General features: G+C 59.6%; 23 protein-coding genes. 10 read left to right on the forward strand and 13 right to left on the reverse strand.

The genetic code is table 11. From position 1 onward, the window contains the following. Positions 1-7: 7 nt before the first annotated feature. Positions 8-454, reverse strand: a complete 447-nt coding sequence (locus tag A477_RS0105760) for a MarR family winged helix-turn-helix transcriptional regulator (protein WP_017198069.1) — start codon at positions 452-454, stop codon at positions 8-10. A gap of 143 nt (positions 455-597) precedes the next feature. On the opposite strand from A477_RS0105760, the gene A477_RS0105765 reads away from it, so the two are divergent. Together A477_RS0105765 and A477_RS0105770 are read left to right on the forward strand one after the other, a co-directional pair. Continuing rightward, positions 598-1,821: an MFS transporter gene (locus tag A477_RS0105765; RefSeq protein WP_017198070.1), complete on the forward strand. Its 1,224-nt coding sequence runs from the start codon at positions 598-600 to the stop codon at positions 1,819-1,821. A gap of 96 nt (positions 1,822-1,917) precedes the next feature. Continuing rightward, positions 1,918-2,811: an LLM class oxidoreductase gene (locus tag A477_RS0105770; protein WP_237715733.1), complete on the forward strand. Its 894-nt coding sequence runs from the start codon at positions 1,918-1,920 to the stop codon at positions 2,809-2,811. Here A477_RS0105770 and A477_RS0105775 read toward each other — a convergent pair. Further along, positions 2,808-3,602 (reverse strand): SDR family NAD(P)-dependent oxidoreductase, encoded by a 795-nt coding sequence (locus tag A477_RS0105775; RefSeq protein ID WP_017198072.1) that lies wholly within the window; start codon positions 3,600-3,602, stop codon positions 2,808-2,810. The two genes, A477_RS0105770 and A477_RS0105775, sit on opposite strands and share 4 nt — an antisense overlap. Before the next feature lie 141 nt (positions 3,603-3,743). On the opposite strand from A477_RS0105775, the gene budC reads away from it, so the two are divergent. Then, complete coding sequence (gene budC, locus A477_RS0105780) at positions 3,744-4,529, forward strand: meso-2,3-butanediol dehydrogenase (RefSeq protein WP_017198073.1); 786 nt, start codon at positions 3,744-3,746, stop codon at positions 4,527-4,529. A 167-nt stretch (positions 4,530-4,696) separates the two neighbouring features. On the opposite strand, the gene A477_RS0105785 is transcribed toward budC, so the two are convergent. The 6 genes from A477_RS0105785 to A477_RS0105810 form a co-directional block, all read right to left on the reverse strand. Further along, on the reverse strand, positions 4,697-5,731 hold the full coding sequence (locus tag A477_RS0105785) for an ABC transporter permease (protein WP_017198074.1): 1,035 nt from the start codon (positions 5,729-5,731) through the stop codon (positions 4,697-4,699). A gap of 35 nt (positions 5,732-5,766) precedes the next feature. Further along, on the reverse strand, positions 5,767-7,296 hold the full coding sequence (locus tag A477_RS0105790; protein ID WP_017198075.1) for a sugar ABC transporter ATP-binding protein: 1,530 nt from the start codon (positions 7,294-7,296) through the stop codon (positions 5,767-5,769). 61 nt (positions 7,297-7,357) lie between these two features. Further along, on the reverse strand, positions 7,358-8,392 hold the full coding sequence (locus A477_RS0105795) for a substrate-binding domain-containing protein (RefSeq protein ID WP_083848018.1): 1,035 nt from the start codon (positions 8,390-8,392) through the stop codon (positions 7,358-7,360). Between the two features lie 223 nt (positions 8,393-8,615). Next, on the reverse strand, positions 8,616-9,392 hold the full coding sequence (locus A477_RS0105800; RefSeq protein WP_017198077.1) for an SDR family oxidoreductase: 777 nt from the start codon (positions 9,390-9,392) through the stop codon (positions 8,616-8,618). A 1-nt stretch (position 9,393) separates the two neighbouring features. Further along, complete coding sequence (locus A477_RS0105805; protein ID WP_237715740.1) at positions 9,394-9,792, reverse strand: NifU family protein; 399 nt, start codon at positions 9,790-9,792, stop codon at positions 9,394-9,396. A 2-nt stretch (positions 9,793-9,794) separates the two neighbouring features. After that, the gene (locus tag A477_RS0105810) at positions 9,795-10,958 is read right to left on the reverse strand and encodes an amidohydrolase family protein (protein ID WP_237715734.1); all 1,164 of its coding nucleotides are present in this window, start codon (positions 10,956-10,958) and stop codon (positions 9,795-9,797) included. A 16-nt stretch (positions 10,959-10,974) separates the two neighbouring features. Between A477_RS0105810 and A477_RS0105815 the strand changes: the two genes are divergently transcribed. The 7 genes from A477_RS0105815 to A477_RS0105845 all read left to right on the forward strand — a co-directional run bounded on the left by A477_RS0105815 (position 10,975) and on the right by A477_RS0105845 (position 17,068). Further along, positions 10,975-11,940, forward strand: coding sequence for a LysR family transcriptional regulator (locus tag A477_RS0105815; RefSeq protein WP_157367048.1), 966 nt, complete (start codon positions 10,975-10,977; stop codon positions 11,938-11,940). Positions 11,941-12,065: 125 nt separating this feature from the next. Next, a complete protein-coding gene (locus A477_RS0105820) occupies positions 12,066-12,953 on the forward strand; it encodes an NAD-dependent epimerase/dehydratase family protein (protein ID WP_017198081.1) in 888 nt (295 codons plus the stop codon). Between the two features lie 272 nt (positions 12,954-13,225). Next, complete coding sequence (locus tag A477_RS0105825; protein WP_017198082.1) at positions 13,226-14,020, forward strand: SDR family NAD(P)-dependent oxidoreductase; 795 nt, start codon at positions 13,226-13,228, stop codon at positions 14,018-14,020. Between the two features lie 32 nt (positions 14,021-14,052). Continuing rightward, complete coding sequence (locus tag A477_RS0105830; RefSeq protein WP_017198083.1) at positions 14,053-14,502, forward strand: cupin domain-containing protein; 450 nt, start codon at positions 14,053-14,055, stop codon at positions 14,500-14,502. 15 nt (positions 14,503-14,517) lie between these two features. Then, a complete protein-coding gene (locus A477_RS0105835) occupies positions 14,518-14,856 on the forward strand; it encodes a Dabb family protein (protein ID WP_017198084.1) in 339 nt (112 codons plus the stop codon). A 43-nt stretch (positions 14,857-14,899) separates the two neighbouring features. After that, complete coding sequence (locus A477_RS0105840) at positions 14,900-15,865, forward strand: NAD-dependent epimerase/dehydratase family protein (RefSeq protein WP_017198085.1); 966 nt, start codon at positions 14,900-14,902, stop codon at positions 15,863-15,865. A gap of 126 nt (positions 15,866-15,991) precedes the next feature. Beyond that, the gene (locus A477_RS0105845) at positions 15,992-17,068 is read left to right on the forward strand and encodes an SDR family oxidoreductase (RefSeq protein WP_017198086.1); all 1,077 of its coding nucleotides are present in this window, start codon (positions 15,992-15,994) and stop codon (positions 17,066-17,068) included. A gap of 85 nt (positions 17,069-17,153) precedes the next feature. Here the strand turns inward: A477_RS0105845 and A477_RS0105850 are convergent, their stop codons facing one another. From A477_RS0105850 to A477_RS0105870, 5 genes are all read right to left on the reverse strand, one after another. Then, a complete protein-coding gene (locus tag A477_RS0105850) occupies positions 17,154-18,206 on the reverse strand; it encodes a 1-phosphofructokinase family hexose kinase (protein WP_237715735.1) in 1,053 nt (350 codons plus the stop codon). A 12-nt stretch (positions 18,207-18,218) separates the two neighbouring features. Further along, positions 18,219-19,160: a transketolase family protein gene (locus A477_RS0105855; RefSeq protein ID WP_017198088.1), complete on the reverse strand. Its 942-nt coding sequence runs from the start codon at positions 19,158-19,160 to the stop codon at positions 18,219-18,221. Then, entirely contained in the window at positions 19,157-20,044 is an 888-nt protein-coding gene (locus A477_RS0105860; RefSeq protein ID WP_017198089.1) for a transketolase, read from the reverse strand. The genes A477_RS0105855 and A477_RS0105860 overlap by 4 nt, the downstream gene beginning before the upstream one ends. A gap of 140 nt (positions 20,045-20,184) precedes the next feature. Then, entirely contained in the window at positions 20,185-20,928 is a 744-nt protein-coding gene (locus A477_RS0105865; protein WP_017198090.1) for an IclR family transcriptional regulator, read from the reverse strand. After that, positions 20,900-21,721, reverse strand: coding sequence for an IclR family transcriptional regulator (locus A477_RS0105870; RefSeq protein ID WP_017198091.1), 822 nt, complete (start codon positions 21,719-21,721; stop codon positions 20,900-20,902). Before A477_RS0105870 ends, A477_RS0105865 begins: the two co-directional genes overlap by 29 nt. Positions 21,722-21,790: the final 69 nt, after the last annotated feature.

Raw genomic sequence — 21,790 nt, forward strand, 5'->3', positions numbered from 1 at the left:
TCGCTGGTCACACGAAGGCTGCTTGCGGCAAAGTGCGCACCAGGGGTGCCAGTTCAGCAATTCCTTCGGCCTCCGCTAGTGCCTGTTCCAATGCGCCGTCATGCACGGGCCGCGCTGAAGCAAGCAATTCACTCCCTTCGGTTGTGAGCTCCGTGTAGATACCGCGCCTGTCATCGGCACAGAGGATCCGCCGAAGTAGTCCGCGCTGCTCAAGCCTGTTCACCAGGCGCGTCGTTGCGCTGGGAGAGAGAGCCGTGGCCCGCGCCAGCTGTTGCATGCGCATGTGCCATCCGTTTTGCCGGTCCAAAGCGTCTAGGACGGTGTACTCAACCACGGACAGGTCCGCCGTAGTTTGGAGCGCTTGTTCAAGCGCTCCTTCAATCAGCCCATGGAGGGCAGTCAACGTTCTCCAGCCTTGGGCGCGCACTTCTACGGCGTCGTCTTTGATGCTCATGGTTGTTCCTTTCGAGGCGGCGTGACACCGAATGAGAGATAGTTGCTTGCGCGCTATATTTTCGTATGCAATGATTTATACAGCGCCTGCAACTAACAGCTTACGCGCACTATCCTCTTCCGTACAGTTAAAAGGAGAACGTCATGCCCATTGGGCTCATAGCCTTGGCCTTAGGTGGCTTCGGAATCGGACTCACGGAGTTCGTCATCATGGGACTTCTCCCCGAGGTCGCCGCTGATTTCGCGGTCAGTGAGGCGACAGCCGGCTGGCTGATCTCGGGTTACGCCCTCGCCGTAGTGGTGGGCGCATTACTGCTGACGCTGGCGATGTCGCGCATGGACAGGAAGACGGCCCTTGCCATACTCCTGGGTGTCTTCATCGTAGGAAACGTCCTATCGGCGTTCGCTCCGGACTATTGGACCATGATGGCGGGCCGGATTATTGCCGCGTTGGCACACGGAGCGTTCTTTGGCATCGGTTCCGTCGTCGCAGCCGGCATGGTGGACCGCACCAAGAAGGCCGCGGCCATTGCCATCATGTTTACCGGCCTCACCGCCGCCAACGTCCTGGGAGTGCCGTTCGGCACCATGCTGGGACAAGCAGCAGGCTGGCGCTCCACTTTCTGGGCCATCAGCGTGATCGGCATCTTGGCTCTCGTGGGAATCCTTACCCTGGTCCCCCGCCCCAAGGACGCCGACTCCACTGAGTCCGCGACCCTTCGCAGCGAACTCAGGGCGTTCAAGTCGGGTCAGGTTTGGCTGTCCATTGCCGTCACCATCCTGGGATATGGCGGAATGTTTGGAGCCTTTACCTACATCGCTTTCACGCTGACCGAGGTTTCGCACTTCCCGGCCGCCACCGTCCCCTGGTTGCTGATCCTCTTCGGTGTGGGACTCTTCGTGGGAAACGCCCTTGGAGGAAAGGCTGCTGACCGAAACGTCGACCGGACCTTGCTGGTGATACTTTCCGTGCTGCTTGTGGTCCTGGTGGCGTTTGCCCTGACCGCGGACAACCAGCCTCTTGCCATCGTGTCCTTGGTACTCATGGGCGGCTTCGGTTTTGCTACCGTCCCAGGTCTGCAAATGCGCGTCATGGCCTATGCCAGGAGTGCCCCCACCCTGGCATCCGGGGCAAACATAGGCGCGTTCAACGTGGGCAACGCTTTGGGAGCCTGGCTGGGCGGCGTCACCATCACGGCGGGCCTCGGCTATACCTCCCCTATTTGGGCAGGTGCGGGGATCACACTACTTGGGCTCATTGTCATGGTGTTCGCTGCAACAGCCGCCCGACGCTCCGCCCAGCGAGTGGCACAATCCCCCGAAGAACAGCAACCAACTGAGCAGCAACTCGCGGGATCCCAACTCTAGCCCTCCCCGGATCGAGAGATGATAATGACCTTGGAAACAGCCCCCTTTCCTGCTCGTTCGCCCGCCCTTAGTGCCCTCTGCCGGAACGGTTCCGGCTTGAGTATCGGCGTCGAGTTCCCCCTGGACAACGACTTTGCCAGGCATGGTCGGCCAGGGTCGTCCGAACAGTTGGGCATTCCGGACCTGACCCACCAGCGGCGCAGGGCCGAATTGGCGGACCGGCTGGGTTTCAAGGCCCTATGGCTGCGCGATGTTCCCCTGTGGGTTCCAGCCTTTGGTGACGCCGGTCAGGTGTTTGACCCGTTCCCTTACCTGGGATACCTGGCCGGGGTCACGGATTCGATCCTGCTGGGAACAGCCGCAGTGGTCTTGCCTCTGCGCAATCCGCTCCACGTAGCCAAGATGGCTGCCTCCATTGATCAGTTGTCCGGAGGCCGCCTCATACTCGGGGTTGCCTCAGGCGACCGGCCCAACGAATATCCGGCGTTCGACGCCGATTTCGACTCCCGCGGGGAGCGGTTCCGTTCGTCAGTGAACGCCATCCGGACGGCCTGGCGGGAGAGTTTGGGACCGAAGGACACCGTGAAGGTCCTGCCCCCGCCCGCCCAGGACGCCATTCCGTTGGTAGCAGTGGGACGCGCGCAACAAACCACTGACTGGATCGCCTCCACCATGGACGGCTACATGACCTACCACCGTCCCGGGCCACTGATGCAACCAGTCGTGAACCGATGGAACCACGCAGTCCCGGACGGCAAGCACAAACCCTTGCTGACAACCATGCTGCTTGACTTGGTCGATGATCCCTGGGCGCCGGCCGACCCGATCCGATTTGGCGCCCGGTTGGGTCGCAACTCACTTATCCGGTACCTCGAGGAGCTGGAGGAGTCCGGCGTCGGGCATGTGGCGCTGAATTTCAGACCCAGCCAGCGCCCCGTCGAAGACGCGCTGGAGGAAGTTGCGAAGCACGTCCTGCCGGCTTTTTCCTAGGGGAAGATCGAGTCGACGTATCCGCCGTCTACCCTCAAGGCGCCTCCCGTGGTGGCCGAGGCCTGGGTCGAGCTGAGGTAAACCACCATGTTGGCAATCTCCAGCGGGTCGATGAGCCGTTTGATCAGGGAGGCAGAACGCTCGGTGGACATGAATTTGTCCTCGGCATCTTCCCACGGCAACTCCGAGCCAAACTTCTCTCTGATGAAGCGGACGGCGCCATCGGTCTTGGTGGGCCCTGCGATCACCGAATTCACCGTCACGCCGGAGCCCGCGGCAACCTTGGCGTAGCCCCTAGCCGCGGCCACCAAGGCAGTTTTGGAAACGGCATAGTGCAGCATGTCATGCGGCACGGAGATGGCTGCATCGCTGGCGAGGTAGAGAACCCTCCCCCATTTTTGGCGCATCATGGCTGGCAGGAGGGCCTGCGTCAGCCGAACAGCGGAAAGGAGATTGACGTCCAGGTACTCTTGCCAGTCCTCGTCCGTAATATCCAAAGCATCCTTCGACTCGTAGATACCGAGGTTGTTCACCAGGATGTCCACTCCTCCTACCTCGCGGGCGAGCGCCGCAACCCCCTGCTTGGTGCCGAGGTCCCCCGCTACGGTCCTGGGCTTGCGGACATCAGCGGCGGCCGAGATGTCGGCAGCGGCGTTGTCCAGCGAATCCTGGCTGCGACCGCTGAGCACCACCGTCGCTCCGGCCTTGGTCAGCTCCTTGGCGATCGCCAAGCCAATACCTTGGGAAGAGCCTGTAACCAAGGCGGTCTTACCGGTGAGATCTATCTTCATGGTGAATGGAATCCCTTCGAAACGACTGTCGAGTGAAGTACTCTATTTTCTATGCTACGGACAAACTGTCCGCAATGCGATATATGCGTCGCTGATTTCTTTGGCGTTCAGGCGCAGGGCTTGATGAAAGTGGAGTAGGAAATGGATCAGAATCGATTCCTGGGAAAAACAGTCATGGTCACGGGCGCTGGGTCCGGGTTGGGCGCTGCTGTCTTCAAGAGGTTCCTCCTTGAAGGAGCAAACGTAATCGGCGTGGACCTCAGCGCAGAATCAATGGAGCGGTTCCGTGAGCGGAACTCCGTCCTGTCCGGTCAAATGACGCTCAAAGTTGGCGACGTCGGTGACTCCGATGCTATCGAAGCAATCATCAATGAAAGCGTGGAAGAACTAGGGGCGTTGGATGTCTTGGTCAACAACGCTGGGATAGCTCCGACCGGGCCCGCAGCGGCTACATCGAACGAACTTTGGCGGTCCGTCATGAAGGTCAACGTGGATGGTTTGTTTTACGCAACACGGGCTGCGCTCCCGCACCTGATCCGGTCCCAAGGCAACATTGTCAATACCGCAAGCGTCTCGGGCATTGGCGCGGACTACAACTATGCCGCCTACGACGCCTCGAAGGGTGCTGTCCTTAACTTCACGCGCAGCGTAGCGGTCGATTACGCCCAACGGGGTGTGCGCTGCAACGCCGTGGCACCCGGGCCAGTCCTCACGCCCTTGCTGCAGAAGAACCTCGACTCCATGGAGGGGCTGAAGGAGGCATTCGGACGCTCCATCCCCCTGGGCCGGATAGCGGCATCCGAAGAAATAGCACCGGTCTTTACCTTCTTGGCCTCGCCTGATGCATCCTATGTCAACGGGCACATCCTCACCGCAGATGGTGGTGTGACGGCCTGGAACGGCCAGCCCAATCCCAACGACCTTTAGACATGACCGCGTCTCCCGGAATCGCATCGGTTACTCCGAGACGGTTCCGGGGGTGGCACCTCTTTCCACCTCACTGCTGGTTAGGGACCCGACGCCCGGTCCGGGTGCCGGAACGAAAAGCTCCCTGCGCAAATCACGCAGGGAGCTTCGCTGGATCAAAGTGTCAATCAAGTCCGTTTGAGAGGAAGATTGCCACGGTCGCTGATGACGGCCAGCACAATGACCACTCCAATGACCACGGGTTGGAGATTCGGCGACACGTTCAACAGGGTAAGCCCGTTGTTGAGAACTCCGATGATGAGAAGACCTATGAACGTACTGAACATCGAGCCAACACCGCCTGACAGACTGGCACCACCGATGACTACTGCCGCGATCACGCTTAGGAGATCTGAAGCACTGCCCGCGGTTGGCTGGGCTGAATCCAGCCGAGCTCCCACAGCCAGGCCCGCCAAGGCGGCCAGGAAACCGGCGATGACGTACACGCGTGCCTGGGCCAGCCTCACACTGATGCCGGAGAGCCGGGCGACCTCTTCATTGCCGCCGATGGCGTAGAGCTGCCGTCCAGAGGGCCGGTACCGCAACCATAGCGCTGCGAGGACGAAGACCAGCAGCATCAGATACACCTGCAAAGGTATGCCCAGCAGTCGCGTCCGGGACAGGCCGAGGAACCACTCAGGGAAGCCGATAACCGGGTTCCCGTTAGTGATGTACAAAGCGAGTCCCGCCCCGGCAAACATGGTTGCCAACGTGGCGATAAATGGCTGGACGTGCCCGAAAGTCACCAAGAGTCCGTTCACCAGTCCGATGAAAGCCCCAAGAATGAGCCCGCAGACCATGGCAAGCCAAAAGGGCAAACCTATTTCCTTGTAAAGGAAAGCGGTGGCCATGAACGACAATGCCATCGTGGAGCCCACGGACAGGTCAATGCCTCCCAGGATAATGACCAAGGCGGCGCCTACGGCCATCATTCCGATGTAGGAAACCTGGCTGAGGACGTTGATGAGGTTGTTCGGCGTCAGGAAGTAGGGCGAGAGCAGGGACATTGCGATGCAGATGACCACCAGCCCTATCACCGGGCCCGGAATATTCTTGGCGAGTTGCTTGATTCTCGTTTGCCATGGCTCCTGGCCAATACCTGCTCCGGTATTCGCCCGGGCGCCTGGCTCGACTTTAGGGCCGACGGTGTTTGTAGAAGGCACAGTCTTATCTTTCTTTTTTGAAGGGTATGGGTGCACTACGGCACTGAGAGTTCCATGACACGGTCAGGGAGGGCCTCGTCACGGCTGAGAATGCCGCGCTGCTGCCCCCCTGCCATGACGAGCACACGATGAGAGAGTCCGAGGACCTCTTCGAGCTCTGAGGAGACAACGATGATGGCTACCCCGTCGGCGGCCAGTTTGCGAACAATTTCATAGATTGCGGCCTTTGCGCCCACGTCCACGCCACGCGTGGGCTCGTCAAGGATGAGGACCTTTGGTTTCCGCACTAGCCACTTCGCCAGGAGGACTTTCTGCTGGTTTCCCCCGGAGAGGAAAAGGACAGGAATGTCCAGGTTCCCACGGATGTCCAACTCCTGTGCCTGTGCGCGCTCGACGCGCTTCACGGTCCTACTGGACACGAAACCACTGGGGGTCAGCGTCTTCTCCCACGGCAGGACCATGTTCTCGCCTCCGCTTCTACCAAGGTTCAACCCTTGGCCTTTGCGGTCCTCTGGAACCATGAAAATGCCTTGTCGAATGGCACTGGCAACGTTGCTGATCTTCACCACTTTGCCGTCGACGACGATCGTGCCGGCGTCCGCACGATCGGCACCGGCAAGGGTCCGGACAACTTCGGTGCGGCCTGCTCCTACAAGACCAGACATCCCAAGAATTTCCCCCTTGCGCACAGAGAAGGAGATATCGCTGAACGCTCCGTGGCGAGCCAAGTTCTTGACCTCCAGCACGACATCCGGCTCAGCGGGTTGAGGGGCCTCGTGTGCGTACACGAACTCGCGGCCCACCATGGCGCGGATCATCTGGTCCTTGCTGACATCGCCTGTGTCCCAGGCCATCGCCCTGTGCCCGTCGCGGAGGCAAAGAATTTCGTCAGCTATAGCCGAGATTTCGTCCAAGCGATGGCTGATGTAAATGACGCCCGCACCCCGGTCACGAAGGACCCTGATTTGGTCGAGAACCTTCTCGGTTTCCTCCTGCCCCAAAGAAGCTGACGGTTCGTCAAAGATCACGTATGACGGGTCCCGCAGGATGGCCTTTGCGATCTCTATTTCCTGCTGCGCGGCCATCGAGAGTCCGGCTACGGGCCGCCGCGGATTGATCTTGGCTCCTAAAACGGCCAGGGCCGCCTCGGCCTGCTCAGCCATGGAGGCAGTGTCCACGCGGCCCCGCTTCTTCGGCCATCGCCCCAGGAACATGTTTTCGGCAACGCTGAGCCGCGGGACCATCTTGATTTCCTGATGAATAATGGCCACGCCGCTGTTTAGCGCAGAAGCCGGACCCGTCGGGGCGTAGGGAAGTCCATTCAGGAACATCTCTCCAGCATCCGGTGACTTGATGCCCGCCAGTATGGAGCTGAGGGTGGATTTACCTGCGCCGTTTTCCCCGATGAATCCAAGAACCGTGCCTGCTCTCAGGGTGATGTCCACTCCATGCAGCACAGTGTTGCCGCCGTACTGTTTTGTGAGGCCTATGCCCCGGAGTGCCTTGGGCTCCTCGGTCAGCGATCCTCCATTGAGAGGTACCGGTCCCGTGCTGAGGATTGACATGTTTTCCTTCTTAGTTTGGGTAGCTCCGGCCCGCCCGCGCTGCGGGCAGGCCGGACTTCTGCTATTTCGCGGGGCCGTAGTATCCGGCGGAACGAGCCTCTTCAAGGTTTTCCTTGGTAACCAGGACCGTGGGCTGCAGCTGTTCTTTCTCAATGGACCCGGCCTCACCGTTCATGGCTTTGATGGCCGTGCGGACTGCAAGCTCACCCATTTGATACGGCTCCTGCGACATCGTGGCCAAAACCTGACCGGACTCGATGGCGTCGTAAACCTGCGGGAAGCCGTCCACACTGACGATCTTGAGGTTGGAGCGCCCGGCTTGGGCTGCCGCCTTGGCCGCACCGAGGGCCATTCCATCGTTCTGGGCGAAGATTGCCTGCAGTTCAGGATTGGCAGTCAGCACGTCTTGCGCCACGTTGTAGGCCTTGTTTTCGTCCCAGTCAGCGTTGGTGGTGGAGACCACTTTGATGTCTGGATTCTTCTCAAGAATGCTTGCGCATCCCTTGGAACGCTCAATTTCCGTGGAAGAACCGAGGACACCCTTGATGATGGCGAGGTTGCCCTTGCCGCCCATCTGCTTGGCCAGGTAGTCACACAGTTCCGTGGATGCCTTGATGCTGTCGCTGCCAATGAAGGTGGTGACATCGCCTTGAGGACGCTGGTCGATGGCAATGACGGGGATGTTGGCGCCCTTTGCCTCAGCCACTCCCGCTGCGCCGGCTGTTGCATCCTGCATGGCGAAGATAACTGCGCCGACTTGCTGCGTCACGAGGTTCTGGACTTGGTTGACCTGCTGCGACGAATTGCCATTCGCGTTGAGGACCACAAGCTCGTAGCCTTCATCGGCAGCAGCCTTCTTCATGCCGTCAACGGCTGCAACGTAAAAGAGGGAATGAAATTCAGGCATGGAAACACCGATTGTCTTCTTGCCCGACCCGCCTGCGTTGGCGGCGTTGTCCGCACTGCAACCAGTCAGCGCCAAGGCGGCCGTGGCGAGCATGGCTAGCGCGACGCCCAACGGGCGACGGTAACGCGGCTTCCTCTGCTGTCCAACGTGGGCTGGCTCTGTTTGCGCTGAGCGGCTTGATTCGTTCATCACGATGGGCCTTACCTCTCTGTAAGAAAATCTCGAACGGTGATGAGTGTTGGGGTGTGGCTCTTCGCAGTGTGGGTGCGTTGCGGGTTGTACCGCGGTGCCGGCGACCAGGCCGAGAACCTGCGAAGGTATTTCCAGTCTGTGAGGACCGTCACGATAAGTCCAAGTCAAAGATGCTTGGTTGCCGATAACCCTGGGTTATCGGCATTCGGCGTAACAGTGCTCACCAAGCGGTGAAGCCGCCATCCACGACGAGGTCCGCGCCCGTGCAAAAGCTGGCGGCAGGAGACAGGAGAAACAGCGCTGGCCCTGCCATCTCAAAAGGATCCGCAGGGCGGCCCAGCGGTGTGTTCCGGGTTACGGCTTCGTCCAAAATGCTCGCCACTTCGGCGCGATCGTTCATAGGCGTTCGCGTGAAACCCGGAGAGATGGAGTTGACGCGTATGCGGTACGGCGCCCATTCGGTGGCCAGCGATTTCGACAAGTGCGCAACAGCGGCCTTGGAACTGTTGTAGTGCGACTGCAACATCTCCCGGTGGGAAACGATCCCGGAGATGGAGGCCAGATTCACGATTGCACCCCCTCCGTTCTGCCTCATGGCCCGAGCTTGCGCCTGGCAGCTGAGGAAGACCCCGGTGACATTCACACGAAAGACGCGCTCGAACTGATCCGCGGTCATATCCTCCGCTGGGACCGCACCGGCTATTCCAGCGGAATTCACTGCCGTGGTCAGGGGCCCCAATGAGCCCTCGGTGCGTCGCACTGCAGCCTCCATCTGCTCAGCACTGGTTACGTCGGCAGCGATAAACTCAGCGTTTCTTCCCTCAGCTTCGATTGCCTCCAATGTTGCCGAAGGATCGCTGGAAGGCAGGTCAACCAAGGCCACATGACTGCCCATCTCCGCCAGGGCGATGGCGATGGCACTACCTATGCCGGACGCCCCACCCGTCACCATCGCGACGCCGTCGTCGAGCCTGAACGAGAGCTTGCCATGGCTCATATCAATGTCCTCCCGCCTCGGCGACTGCCTCCGGCCGGCAGGCAGCGGGCTGCTGGCCGCCTAGGGAAATGGACTGCCTTGAGGCCGGCTGGGCCGGCCTGTAGTGCGCCGAGCCTCCAAGTGTGGCGGCGATGCGATCCAAGGCACGCCGTGATGCATGGACTTGCGAAGACTTGACGTCCTTGACGCCGCCCACCTGCATCAGGCGGGAGCGGACCAGACCGGCAAACGTCACCGAAATAGCAGGGCATGAGTGGCAGGCATTGTGGAAAGCAACCGTGACCACACCGTCCTCAACACCCTCGATTGTCAGGTCGCCTGAGTGGCCCTTAAGCAAGGGACGAATATAGGCGAGCGCCTCCTGAAGATCCTCGTCAAAGGGACCAATGTTCTCTGTCATGGTCACAGCAACCCCAGTTCCTTCTTCTTGAGTTCAAGATCAATCCCAAGTCCCCGGGCGAAATTCAGGCCAAAGACCTGCTCTTTGATCTCAGGGGTCAGCTCCGGGTATCCGTATTTGTCCTGGAGTTCTTCAGGCATCTCGAGGTTGGCCCAAGTGTCGATGTACGTTTGCATGTGAGGCCACAGAAACCCCTCTGATCCATAACAAAGCTTGTCCGCGCCGACGAAGAGCAACGTCTGGCCGAGGCGGTGCAGCATGGGGTAGGGCTGGAGGTAGTACTGGTTATGCCATAGCGGAAGCATCAGGTAGATGTTGGGAAAGCGCGACGCGATGCTAACCAGTTCATCAACGTATGGATCGCCAAGGTGGTGGATACCAAAGTTCAATTCCGGGAAATCATAGGCCGCCATTTGTATGTCGTTAGGACGGAATGCTTCCACTGGCTGCATACCCAAGGGGTATCCCTTGTGAAACTGAACCATCTTGATTCCCAGCTCAATGGCCTTCTCCCATAGTGGGTAGGCGATCTCCTTGTCATCTGCTCGCCAGTGATGGTTCTCGTCGTGATACTGGTAGAACTTGAAGCTGACAGCCCCCCATTCCTTGACCTGCCGCTCCATCTCTTCCAGAGCGAACTCCAGCCCCTGCCACACTGGGTCAACGCCACCTGTGAAGTAAAACCGGGAAGGGTTGGAAGCGGCCAGCTGATAGTTCATTTCCGCTGGTCCCAAAGAGTTCTGCCATTGCCCGAAGAGCGGAACAGTGCACACCATGGCAATATCTGTGTCCGACTCCTCAAAAAGCGTCTTGTTCGCCCAGTCAACGTCCACTGGATCGTAGAAGTCGGGCTTGTCGGCAGGGCCCTTGGTTGCCATGAGCTTGTTGAACTGCCCCTGATTACTGCGGTGGGCCCGGACCTGGCGGCCGTCCCCGCCGGGCCGCACCTGCCGGTCGGTGAAATCCTGAGTGTGAACCACGCAGTCGAAGACGAACATACCGTTTTTCATCGTTTTCCCTCCAAGGATTAATGCAGAGCTGCAGCGAAGGCGATACTCGGCATTCGGGCGGTTGAAATGCGGACGCCAAGCCGCTGGTGATCTGATGCCTCCAGCTTGTGGCGCGGCGCACAGGAAAGTCCAAGAGCTATTTCCAGCCGATCGCATAACTTATGCTTATAAGGTGACTTTGAGACAGATGGAGTACCTACTGGTAGTAGCCGAAGAGGGATCCTTTACGCGCGCCGCTGAGCTCCTTCGCGTTTCACAGCCGGGGCTCAGTCAACAGATCCGGGCTCTTGAGCGCGCGGCTGGTGGAGAACTTATCGAGCGGACCACTGGAACTGTGCGGCTGACGCCCGCTGGCAAGGCCTATGCCGAGCATGCACGAATTGCATTGAAGGCGGCCGAGGACGCTAGGAAGGCCGCCCGCGAGGTCCTAAGTGGAGAAGCGGGAGAACTGGTCATCGCCACGGTACTTTCGATCGCCGCCGGAATCCTTCCCCCGTCCCTGCTCCGTTGGCACACGGACAATCCCAAAATCCCGGTCACACTGTTGGAATACGCCCACAGGAGAACGCTGGAAGAGTCCGTGGCATCCGGTGCCGGCGATCTCGCCGTAGGGCCCACTCCCAAGCAGTGGGGTGGACCCGTCATCGATCTCGGACATGAAATATTCGTGCTGTACCTGGCTCCGGATGATCCCATCCTGAAGAAAGTCCAGCCCTACGAAGGCGAGGTGCCCAAGGGTGCGCCGCAGTCGCGGGGAGTCCTTCCGGTGAGCGCGCTCCATGCGCATTCCTGGATCACTTTCGAGGGCAACCATGGACTGGGCGAGTTCATCCGTGAATACATGCAAGCCGCCAATGTGACGCCGGAGTTCGTGTTCCACACAGGTCAAATAGACAGCGCTGTGAAACTGGCCGGCGCGGGGGCCGGGGTTGCCCTGCTCCCGGCAAATGCCCTGCCAATGGACGGTCCTGGTGTCGCTGTGGAGCCTTTTCCAGCTCTTACCCGCGATCTTGCTGTGTACAGCCGCACCAAGCTCTCACCCACGGCCAAAAGATATGTGGAACTTCTGCAGAAACTTCCCGCCGTTCTTGAGCCTCCCGAAAGCCATCGCCGCAGGCAAAACCCTCTCCAGCCATAACAAATGCTCATGGGTGCCTAAACGGAGTTCTATTAGAGGCCCGGCATTTACCATGAAACGATGTTGGCGGGCGCACAGTGCGGGATCCGCAGCGTCTGGTAGACGTTCAGCCGAAAGGAACAAGAGTGTCTGTACTCGTCACCGGCTCAACCGGATACGTCGGACTGGCCATTGCGTTGCGGCTCAAAGCGGCGGGCCACGAAACATTCGGGCTAACCGATACCGTGACAGGGACGAAAGTCTTGGAATCCAGGGACATAACTCCGATCCTGGCCACGCTTGAAGACGGAGAAACTATCCGGAACGTCACCCAGCTGGTTGATGCAGTGGTGGACGTCTCCGGTCACTTGCCAGCTGCCAAGCTATTCCTTGCCACGTTGGAGGGGACCGGCAAGCGATACATCCGAAACAGCACCGCCAGGGTGTACGTGGACGCTTCGCTCGGTTCGCTGAGCAGGATTGTCCACAAAGAGGGAAAGGCCGTGTCTCCCATTCGCGGACTGGCTGAAATTCTCGAAACGGATGCTCAGGTCCAACAGGCTTCCGAAAGAGGCATTCACACCACCGTCTTACGTCCTTCCATTCCCTACGGAGAGGCCAGCGGGCCGGTGATCGGTGGGCTGATGAAGCGCGCCATCACCGCAGGGCGAAGCCTCTACGTTGGTCTTGGCGCCAACAGGCAATCACACGTGTACCTTGCGGACCTCGCGGAGTCATTTGCCTTGGCGATAGAGAAGGCGCCCTCCGGGAGTTTGTACAACATTGCTGCCGGCGAATCTTCCCTCGCTGACATTGCCCAGGACATCGCCACAATTCTGGGGTACCCGGACGCACAGTCATGCACCATGGACGCTGCCTACGAGGCATACGGCGTGAAATTCGTCGATGGCGTCCTGGCCGGCAACTGCCGTGTTGATGCAACCAAGGCCAGAATCGAGCTTGGATGGCAGCCCAAAGGTCCCGGCCTGCAGGACGAACTCCGCGAGGGATCATACGCCCTGATGTGGTCCTAACCTCCAGGCCAGCCGCCCAATAGCGGCGAGCCAAAGCCATAAGCAGCGCTTTGGTCCGGCATTGCATTCTGGTCTTGGACGCCCCGCCCGCCTTCGTGGAACCATTGAAACAAGCCCAATCGAGGGCTCCAGGATTCTCCAACTCCCACTAACGCAAGAATTCACAGCCAATTCCTGACCCTCGAACCCGAGACCCGCCGCCCCTTGGCAGCTAGGCTCGGTGTCCTCTGCGAACATCTGATTTGCATGAACAGAGGAAGGCAAATGGACCCATGAACAGAACATTCAGTGGCAAAACTGTCCTCATTACAGGTGCGAGCCAAGGAATCGGGCTCGCGGCCGCAGAACATTTCCTCAAGGAAGGAGCGAACGTTGTTGGAGTCAGCCGCGAATCTGCGGAAATGGCAAGCACAACCAGCACGAATGCCAACAATTTTCTCCACATCTCCGCGGACCTATCCCTTCCCGGGACGCCTGGGACCGCGGTGCGGCAGGCCTTGCAACGCTTTGGCGGGATCGACGTCCTGGTCAACAACGCCGGGGCTGTAGCCGTCCGGAAGGGCTTCCTGGATGTCACCGACGAAATGTGGGAATCCACTATGGAGCTCAACTTCATGGGCTACGTGAGGATGAGCCGGGAGGTTCTTCCCCACATGCTTGAAGCCGGTTCCGGATCCATCATCCACGTGGGATCGGAAGCAGGACGAACCCCGTTGGTGGACGCTCCGGACTACAGCGTTTCTAAGGCAGCAATTTTGTCCTTGTCCAAGCTCCTGTCGCGGGAATTCGGGCCAAAAGGAATCCGGTCCAACGTTGTAGCTCCGGCGCATATCTACACACCAATGTGGGATCGGCCCGGAGGTTTCCTTGACTCCCAAGCCCGCAAATTCGATGTGCCACGGGAAGAAGCAATCCAGGCCTTCGTGGAAGATTCAGGACTCCCGGTAGGGAGACTGGGGACAGCCGACGACGTCGCTCCAGTGATCCTCTTCCTCGCCTCACCGGCCGCAGGCTTTATCACGGGGGCCGAATACACCGTCAACGGAGGCGTCACTACGTTTGTGTGATCCTCCCTCGCCCCATCTCGAGAGGACACTTCGTGACAACCCAGGAAAACCAAGCCACCATTCCGCAGGGAAGCCAGCGGGCAGGGATCGTCGTAGCCCGGAACTTCAATGACTGGTCCGCCGAAATCCTCGATGACTTTCATGACAACGCCTACAACTTCACGGTGGGACACCGCATAGTCTCCGAAACGAAGGACGTGAGGGTGTGGGAGATCAGACTGGACCCCGGTCACCGGCTCCCCGCCCACCGCCACGTCCTGGACTACTTTTGGACCGCTGTCAGCGCCGGACACAGCAGGCAGCACGAAGACGATGGAACCACCAGGGAAGTGGACTACGCGGTGGGTGATACCCGTCATTTTCACTTCGGACCCGGCGAATACCTACTTCACGATCTGGAAAACATCGGCCAGTCCCAGCTGGTCTTCGTCACCGTTGAACACAAATCCAATACCGAACAACTGAAACAACAACAGAGATAGGGCGCAGGAAACACGATGTTCTACCAACTCGTCAGCTTCACCTTTCCCGAGGACATCACGAGTGAGGCACGGACCTCCTTTGAGGACGCTCTGCGGAACCTTCCAGAAAAGATCCCGGAACTGGAAGACGTACGGGTTATCCGCGCATTCGACGATGTCAACGTCACCGGTTATGTGTCTGTCTTCGCTTCGGAAGAGGACTACCAACGGTACCTCGAACACCCGGATCACGCCCCGATCGGAGTCCTGGCCGAAAGCGTCTGCTCACGCATTCGACGCCTCCTTCTGGACGACAACCGTCCCAGCATCCTGGCCGCGGGCCAGCAGAATGAGCAGCTAAGCCAACTGGCCTGAAAAGTCCCACCAGAGAAAATTACGCCAACACTAAGGAACCCCAATGCATATCTTCGTCACTGGAGCCACTGGATACATCGGACAGGCCGTTTCCCAACGACTGCTCCAATCCGGCCACACGGTCAGCGGCCTCGTCCGGAGCGAAAGCGGCGCAAAGGCGCTGCGTGCCCGCGGGATCGCTCCTGTACTCGGAGGGCTCGACGATACTGCGGTCCTCCGGGAAGCAGCTTTGGCTGCCGACGCAGTTGTCGATACGGCAACGGCCGATCATGCTGAATCCACCCAGGTGTTCCTCGCGGCATTGGAGGGAACCAACAAGAAATTCATCCGCACCAGCGGAACGGGTATCTACACGGACCTGGCACAGGGCGAGCTAAACCCGACAATCTACACCGAAGAGGTCCAGCATTCCCCTGCTGAGATTGTTGCCACCCGGTATGCCACGGACCTTGCCGTGATCGACGCCGCCAGCAGGGGCATTCACACAGTAGTCCTGCGTCCCTCCATGATCTTTGGCGATGGCGCCAGCGAACAGTTGCCATTGCTCATCCGCCAGGCCATCACATCCGGACGCAGCCTCTACGTAGGACGGGGTGACAACCGTTGGTCCAACGTGTACATCGCTGACCTTGCTGAAGCCTACTTCCTGGCCTTGGACAAGGCTCCGGCCGGCAGCGCCTACAACCTGGCGGCCGGTGAAGCTCGCATGGGAGACATAGCCGAAACCATCGCCCGGCTGGTTGGGCTCCCGGCAGCCGAATCGTGCACGCCCGACGTCGCATACCAGGCATTGGGCCAGCGCTGGGTGGACGTGGCAATTTCCAGCAACAGCCGCGTTGACTCGGCGAAGGCTCGCACGGAGCTGGGTTGGAATCCTGTAGGACCTGACCTCCTGGACGATCTCGGATCCGGCTCATACAAGCGGATCTGGGCTTACAAGGGAGACCCGCACGACCACGTCCAGGCCGTGGCGATCGACGACGCGCTGGAAGGTGTCGACTCGCACTAAGGGCGGGAACCGCCGTCGAACGCTACGGCAACAACGCGCGCACGACGCGTGCATAATGGTTTGGGCCGGGCCTATGGCCCGGCCCAAACCATTTCAGATGAGAACAGCAGTGTGGAATGGAATGTCATGGAAGAAGTTCAGAACGTGAGCCAAGGCCAGGTCATGGTGGTTGGAGCGCACGGAGTCATAGGGCGGGCTGCGGCTTTGCACCTCGCGGACGCAGGGTGGGATGTGGTGACAGTTGCCAGGCGCGGACCCCTGGCGGAATTGAAAGCACGGAGCAACGTCCGGCACATAAGCGTAGACCTCCTCGATCCGGAGTCAGTGAAGGAGCGTTTCGCCTCCCTGACGGCAGTCACCCACGTGGTCTACGCCGCCTACCTGGACATGCCGATGCGGACTGCCGTGGCACCGAACACCGCCATGCTGGTGAACACGCTGGATGCCCTACAGTCGCTGGGTGCCATCCTCACGAGAGTGGTCATGGTGGGAGGCGGAAAGTCCTATGGCGAACACCTCGGCCACTACAAGACACCCGCGAAGGAATCGGATCCGCGCTTCCTGGGGCCGATTTTTTACAACAACCAGGAAGACGCCCTTAAACAGCGCGCTGTCGACCGGCATTTCTCCTGGACAGTTCTGCGCCCCGATGGAGTGTTCGGCTTCAGCGCGGGATCTCCCATGAACATCGTTAACGGATTGGCCGTTTTCGCCGCAGTCAGCAAGGAACAGGGCGTGCCATTACGTTTCCCTGGCCTCCCGGGAACGTGGAACGCCCTGCATCAAGCCACGGATTCGGCGCTGCTGGCACGCGCCATTTTGTGGGCGCTGACCGCTGACCGCGCACATGCAGAGATTTTTAATGTCACCAACGGCGATAATTTCCGTTGGAGCCAGCTTTGGGTCGACCTAGCCGAGTTCTTCGACATGCCGACGGCGGAACCCCAGCCGGTGCCGCTGGTGGAGCACATGAGCGATAAGGAAGACCTCTGGCAGACCATGGTGGCCCAGTACGGACTGCGTCCAACCCCGTGGGACACCATTGCGTCGTGGCCATTTGTCGAAGGCTGGCTGGCGTCCGACTTTGACATGGTGCAGAGCACCATCAAGATCCGGCAGGCCGGTTTCCACGACTGCATCGACTCCCACCTGAGCCTTCGAAACCATTTGGGCTTCCTGCGCAGCAACCGCTACATTCCGTAGGCACTACCCGCTGCCAAAAGAAGCCAGGGCCCGTGGTTGCGAGACGCGGGCCCTGGCGGATTGTGGATGGTAAGTAGTGGCGAACTTACCGGGAGAGAAGGTAGTCGGGGTCCGGGGCGGAAACGGAGATGCCCTCTGGAGAGAAAACTACCCGGGGGAGGATGGTGGTCGGTTCCTGCACGGCGAGCGCGCCCCAGGCAACCGCCCGTGCCAGGGCCTCACGAACCACCTCATGCGTGAAGGGGGCGGCTGAGGCATGGGGCAACGCGCTGAGATATCCGGCCAGGGCAGCGTCCCCGGCCCCGGTGGTGTTGAGGACTTTAGCTGAGGGTCCCCGCGCCCAGAGGACCTCGTGCTCGTTCACTTCAACGAGTCCGTCACTGCCCAGGCTGGCCAAAACCGTCCGAACTCCCCTTTTCCGGAGCAGGTTTGCGGCGTAGACCACATCCCGCATGGTCCTCAGCTGCGTTCCGGTGATATCTGCGAGCTCCTCCTTGTTTGGTTTCACCAGGTCCACGGGATTTGCTGAGGACGCCCACGCTCTGAGGGTTTCACCTGATGTGTCCAGGCAGGTTGAGGCACCAGCCCGGCGTGCCGCCCGAAAGAGGTCCCCGGGATCGACTTCGCGGCCCGTCGTGGTGTCCGCCGGCAGTGATCCTCCGAGGACGAGCCAGTCCGCTTTGACCCGTTCGACTTCGTGAAGTGTTGCCGCGCACAGTTGCTGCCACTTTGCAGTGGACAGAGGTGCGGCACTCTCATTGAAGTTCGTGGTGGCACCGTCCGTGTCGACAATTATCGCGTTCACACGTGTGGGCGCAGTGACCTCCACGGTCCTGAAGACTTTCTTACGAACGCTTTCGCTGCCCTCGGCCAGTTCAAGGTCCTCGGCGTTGATGGGCACTACAGCGGTGGCGACATTCCCAGCGAGGCTAAGGGCGCGTGCAACATTGATGCCCTTGCCTGCGAGGTACGTTTCCACCCTGGTGGCCCTGTTAACGTGGCCCTCGACCATTCGATCAAGAAAGTAGACCCTGTCTATCGCAGGGGCGGGAGTGAGGGTGACGATACGCGACAAAGATGATAGCCCTGTCTGCTTCACTGTTTCACGTGGGCCCAGGGTCTGGAGTGGCTTGGACATAATGGCCTTCATTCACTTCCGCGTGTTCAGGCTGGCCTTGATCTGCTGGGCGACCTTGGCAGGAGACAATCCGTATTTATCCAAAAGGAAATCGTTTGGTGCAGACTCGGACCAGCGATCCTCGAGTCCGATCCGGGTCACCCGCGCGGGCTCTTGTGATCCAGCAGTAAGCTCGCAAACGAGCCCTCCAAGTCCACCCAGCACGCTATGTTCTTCCACCGTGACAATCAGCTGAGTGCCGCCGAGTTCATGCAGCAACTCATGCTCATCCAGGGGCTTCAACATCGGTACGTGAATGTGTTTCGCCCCAATACCTTCCAGCTCGAGGGAATCCAAGGCTTGCGAAACCCTTGAGGTCTGCACGCCCGTGGAAACTACCGTGAGATCGGAGCCGTCCCGCAGGACGACAGGCTTGTACGGGGTAAAGACGTAGTTGTCTTCAAAGACGGCCTGAACGGCGTCCCGCGCGAAGCGAATGTAAACGGGTCCGTCGTACTCCGCCACCCACTTAATCGCCGCGCGCGCTTCCGCCGCATCTGCGGGGGCGATGACGGTCATATTCGGCATGGCCCGCATAATGGCAAAGTCTTCGATATCCTGGTGTGTTTTGCCACTGGAACCGTTCAGTAAGCCGGCATAGGCCGCCGCAATACGAACCGGGGCCTTGGTCTGTGAAACAAGCATTCTCACTTGGTCCAGCGCCCGGTGGGTGAAGAAGACTCCGAACGAGGACAACCATGGTCGGTATCCGAGAGTGCTGAGGCCGAAAGCCATGCCAACAATGTTCTGCTCGGCAATGCCTACTTGGATGAACCTGTCCGGGTGGGACTCAGCCAGGATATCTGCCCTCGTTGACGTTGCAAGATCGCCATCCAGAATGAGGATCCGCTCATCCAGATCCGAAAGCTCAGATAGCGTCTCACCCCAAACCTGACGTTGCGCTTTGGTGCTCACTTGGCTGCCTCCATGTTCTGGCCGAGTTCTTCGCGGGCGATCCGCAGTTGTTCTTCAGTGGCTATGCCGTTGTGCCACTTGTACGTTCCTTGGGTAAATGAGACGCCGAACCCCTTGGTAGTGTTCGAAATAATCGCTGTCGGCTTGCCGGAAACTCCGCGAAACGACTGGGCAAAACTGAGCGCGTCCGAAATTTCCTTCAAGTCGTGCCCATTGATGCTGATCGTGTTCCAGCCAAAGCCAGTGAACACGGCTTCCAAGTCCACGTGCCCCACGGGTTCGCTGCGGTCGAAGCGGTCCCCCGGCCCAGCCGGCCAACCATATTGTTGAAGGCCGTTGACGTCCACGATCGCGGTGAGATTGTCGAGCCCAAACCTTGGCGCGGATAGGACCGTCTCCCACACCATGCCCTCTTCGATCTCGCCGTCACCCAGCATGACCCAGGTATGGAAATCCTTTCCCAGTTTTTTGGCTCCGAGAGCCATCCCCGCACCGCTCGAGAGGCCTTGGCCCAATGATCCAGTGGACGCATCGACTCCCGGGGTCAGAAGCATATCCGGGTGCCCTTGAAGACGAGAGTCTCCGTGATCAAAGCTGGCCAGTTCGTCTACCGAGAAGTACCCACGCAGGGCTAGCACCGTGTAGAGGCCGATGGCGCAATGGCCTTTCGACAGGATGAACCGGTCCCGGTCCGGGTCCTGAGGACTATTTGGATCTATTCGCAGGTGCTTGAAGTACAGCGATACAAGCACGTCCATAGCGGACAAGGGTCCACCGATGTGTCCGGCTTTGCTGGAGGCAACAGTGTCAATGACCCGCCATCGGGCTTCCTGAATGATGCCGCTCAGGTCCAGGTCTGTGAGGACCTCGGTTTTTGTATTCATGGGGTAAACCTCTCTCAACGACGTGATTTCAATTTACCGCCGAGTGGACAATCTGTCTATGGGATGAGAATAGAAAATGAGTGCGCGTATTGAGGGCAGTTGAAAGAGGTGTGGAGTGGCTGCCCCGCGGCAGCAATATATTAGGGGGTCTTGAGCGCTTCCTGGATCCGGGAGGAGGACGTCAGCAACTCGTTGGCATACTCCGACTCGTTCCCCAATATGTCATCAGTCAACCCGGCCAGAGAGATAGCGCAGCTAAGTTCGCCAGCGGGCCCGAAGACCGGAACACCCAGTGCCGAAACACCGAGGGTTACATCTTCGTTTGAGACACTGTAGCCGCGTTCGCGAATCGCCCTGCCGTCGCGTTCCAGGGACTCCAGCGAAGTGAGTGTTTTGGGCGTCAATTGTTCAAATGGGGCACCTGAAAGCCGAGAAAGCAGGCCGGGAGAATACGCAAGGACGGCCCGGCTCGTTGCACCAGCGTTGACCGGCAACGTGCCGCCAGGGCTGAGAGCAAGCAGGGAGACCCGGGTGCCCCTGACCCAATCAAGGCAGGCCACCCGGCTACCCCTGGGGGCGCAAAGATACACAGTTTGGCCTGTGACCTGATTCAACCGTTGAAGTTCGCCTTGCGCCGCCCTGGCTTCGGGGAGCGCGTCCAGAACCGCGCGGGCCAGGTGAAGTACTTCCACACCAAGCTGACTACGCCCATTCTCGGCCGTGGAGACGAGACCTACCAGCTTCAGCGCATCGATCAACCTGTAGACGCTGGGGCGCGGCATATCGAGCTCCTCCGCCAATTCGCTGATTGGCAAGGCTCCCTTCTCGGCCAGGGAGTGGAGCAGCTTACTGCTCTTAGCTAGCAACTGGATTGGCTTGGCCATGGTCCACCCCTCCATCACGTAAATCCGAACCGAGCTTTTCACTCACGGCCCGCGCCGCGTGGGTCACCAACGCGACGGCATCAAATTCGCCGGAAAAGAGGCGGCGCGACAGTCCGCTGATGGACAGGGCAGCAACGACGTGACCCCTATGGTCAAAGATCGGAGCGCCAACACCTCCAATGCCATCAACCCAGTCAGCCTCGGCGACTGCCACACCATGAGCAGCTGTTTCAGCCAACAGCTTCACTAGCTGAGCGCTGTCGGGGGCTATGGCGCTAATAGGGGACTTGGAGGCGAAATCTCGAAGGTATCGGGCCACGAACTCCGGGGCTTCAAAGGCGAGTATCGCCCTGGGGGCAACCCCTTCCCCCAGCGGCAGCGACTCACCCAGCCGAAGGCTGTGTATCTGGACGTCGCGCCCATCAATTCTCTCGATGCACACGGCCGAGAACCCACGACGAATGCAGAGGAACACGGTCTCCCCGGAGGCTTCATGGAGTCTGGTCAGTTCCGGGAGGGCAAGCCGGCGAAGGTCAAGTTGGGCTTCGAGTCGAGATCCCAACAGGAGGAAGTCCAAGCCTAGGCGGAACTTGCCGCGCTTGGTGCCTTGCTCAACCCACCCAATCGCGTCCAGCGACGACAGCAATCGGTACAGCGAGCTCACGGGCTCCTCTGTCGCCGCTGACAACTGCCCAACAGTGAGCTCCCCCGACGCGGCCAGCGCCTGAAGAACGGCGGCCGACTTAGTCACCAAGCCCATGCCTCCGGCGGAAGCGTCCACATTCTCAGTCATATTGCTTCTCTCACCCCGCGGACAACCTTTCACATTGACGATACGGGGCGGGTTAGCCCCAAGCAAGAA

It is taken from the genome of Arthrobacter sp. M2012083, assembly GCF_000281065.1.
GTDB lineage: Bacteria > Actinomycetota > Actinomycetes > Actinomycetales > Micrococcaceae > Arthrobacter.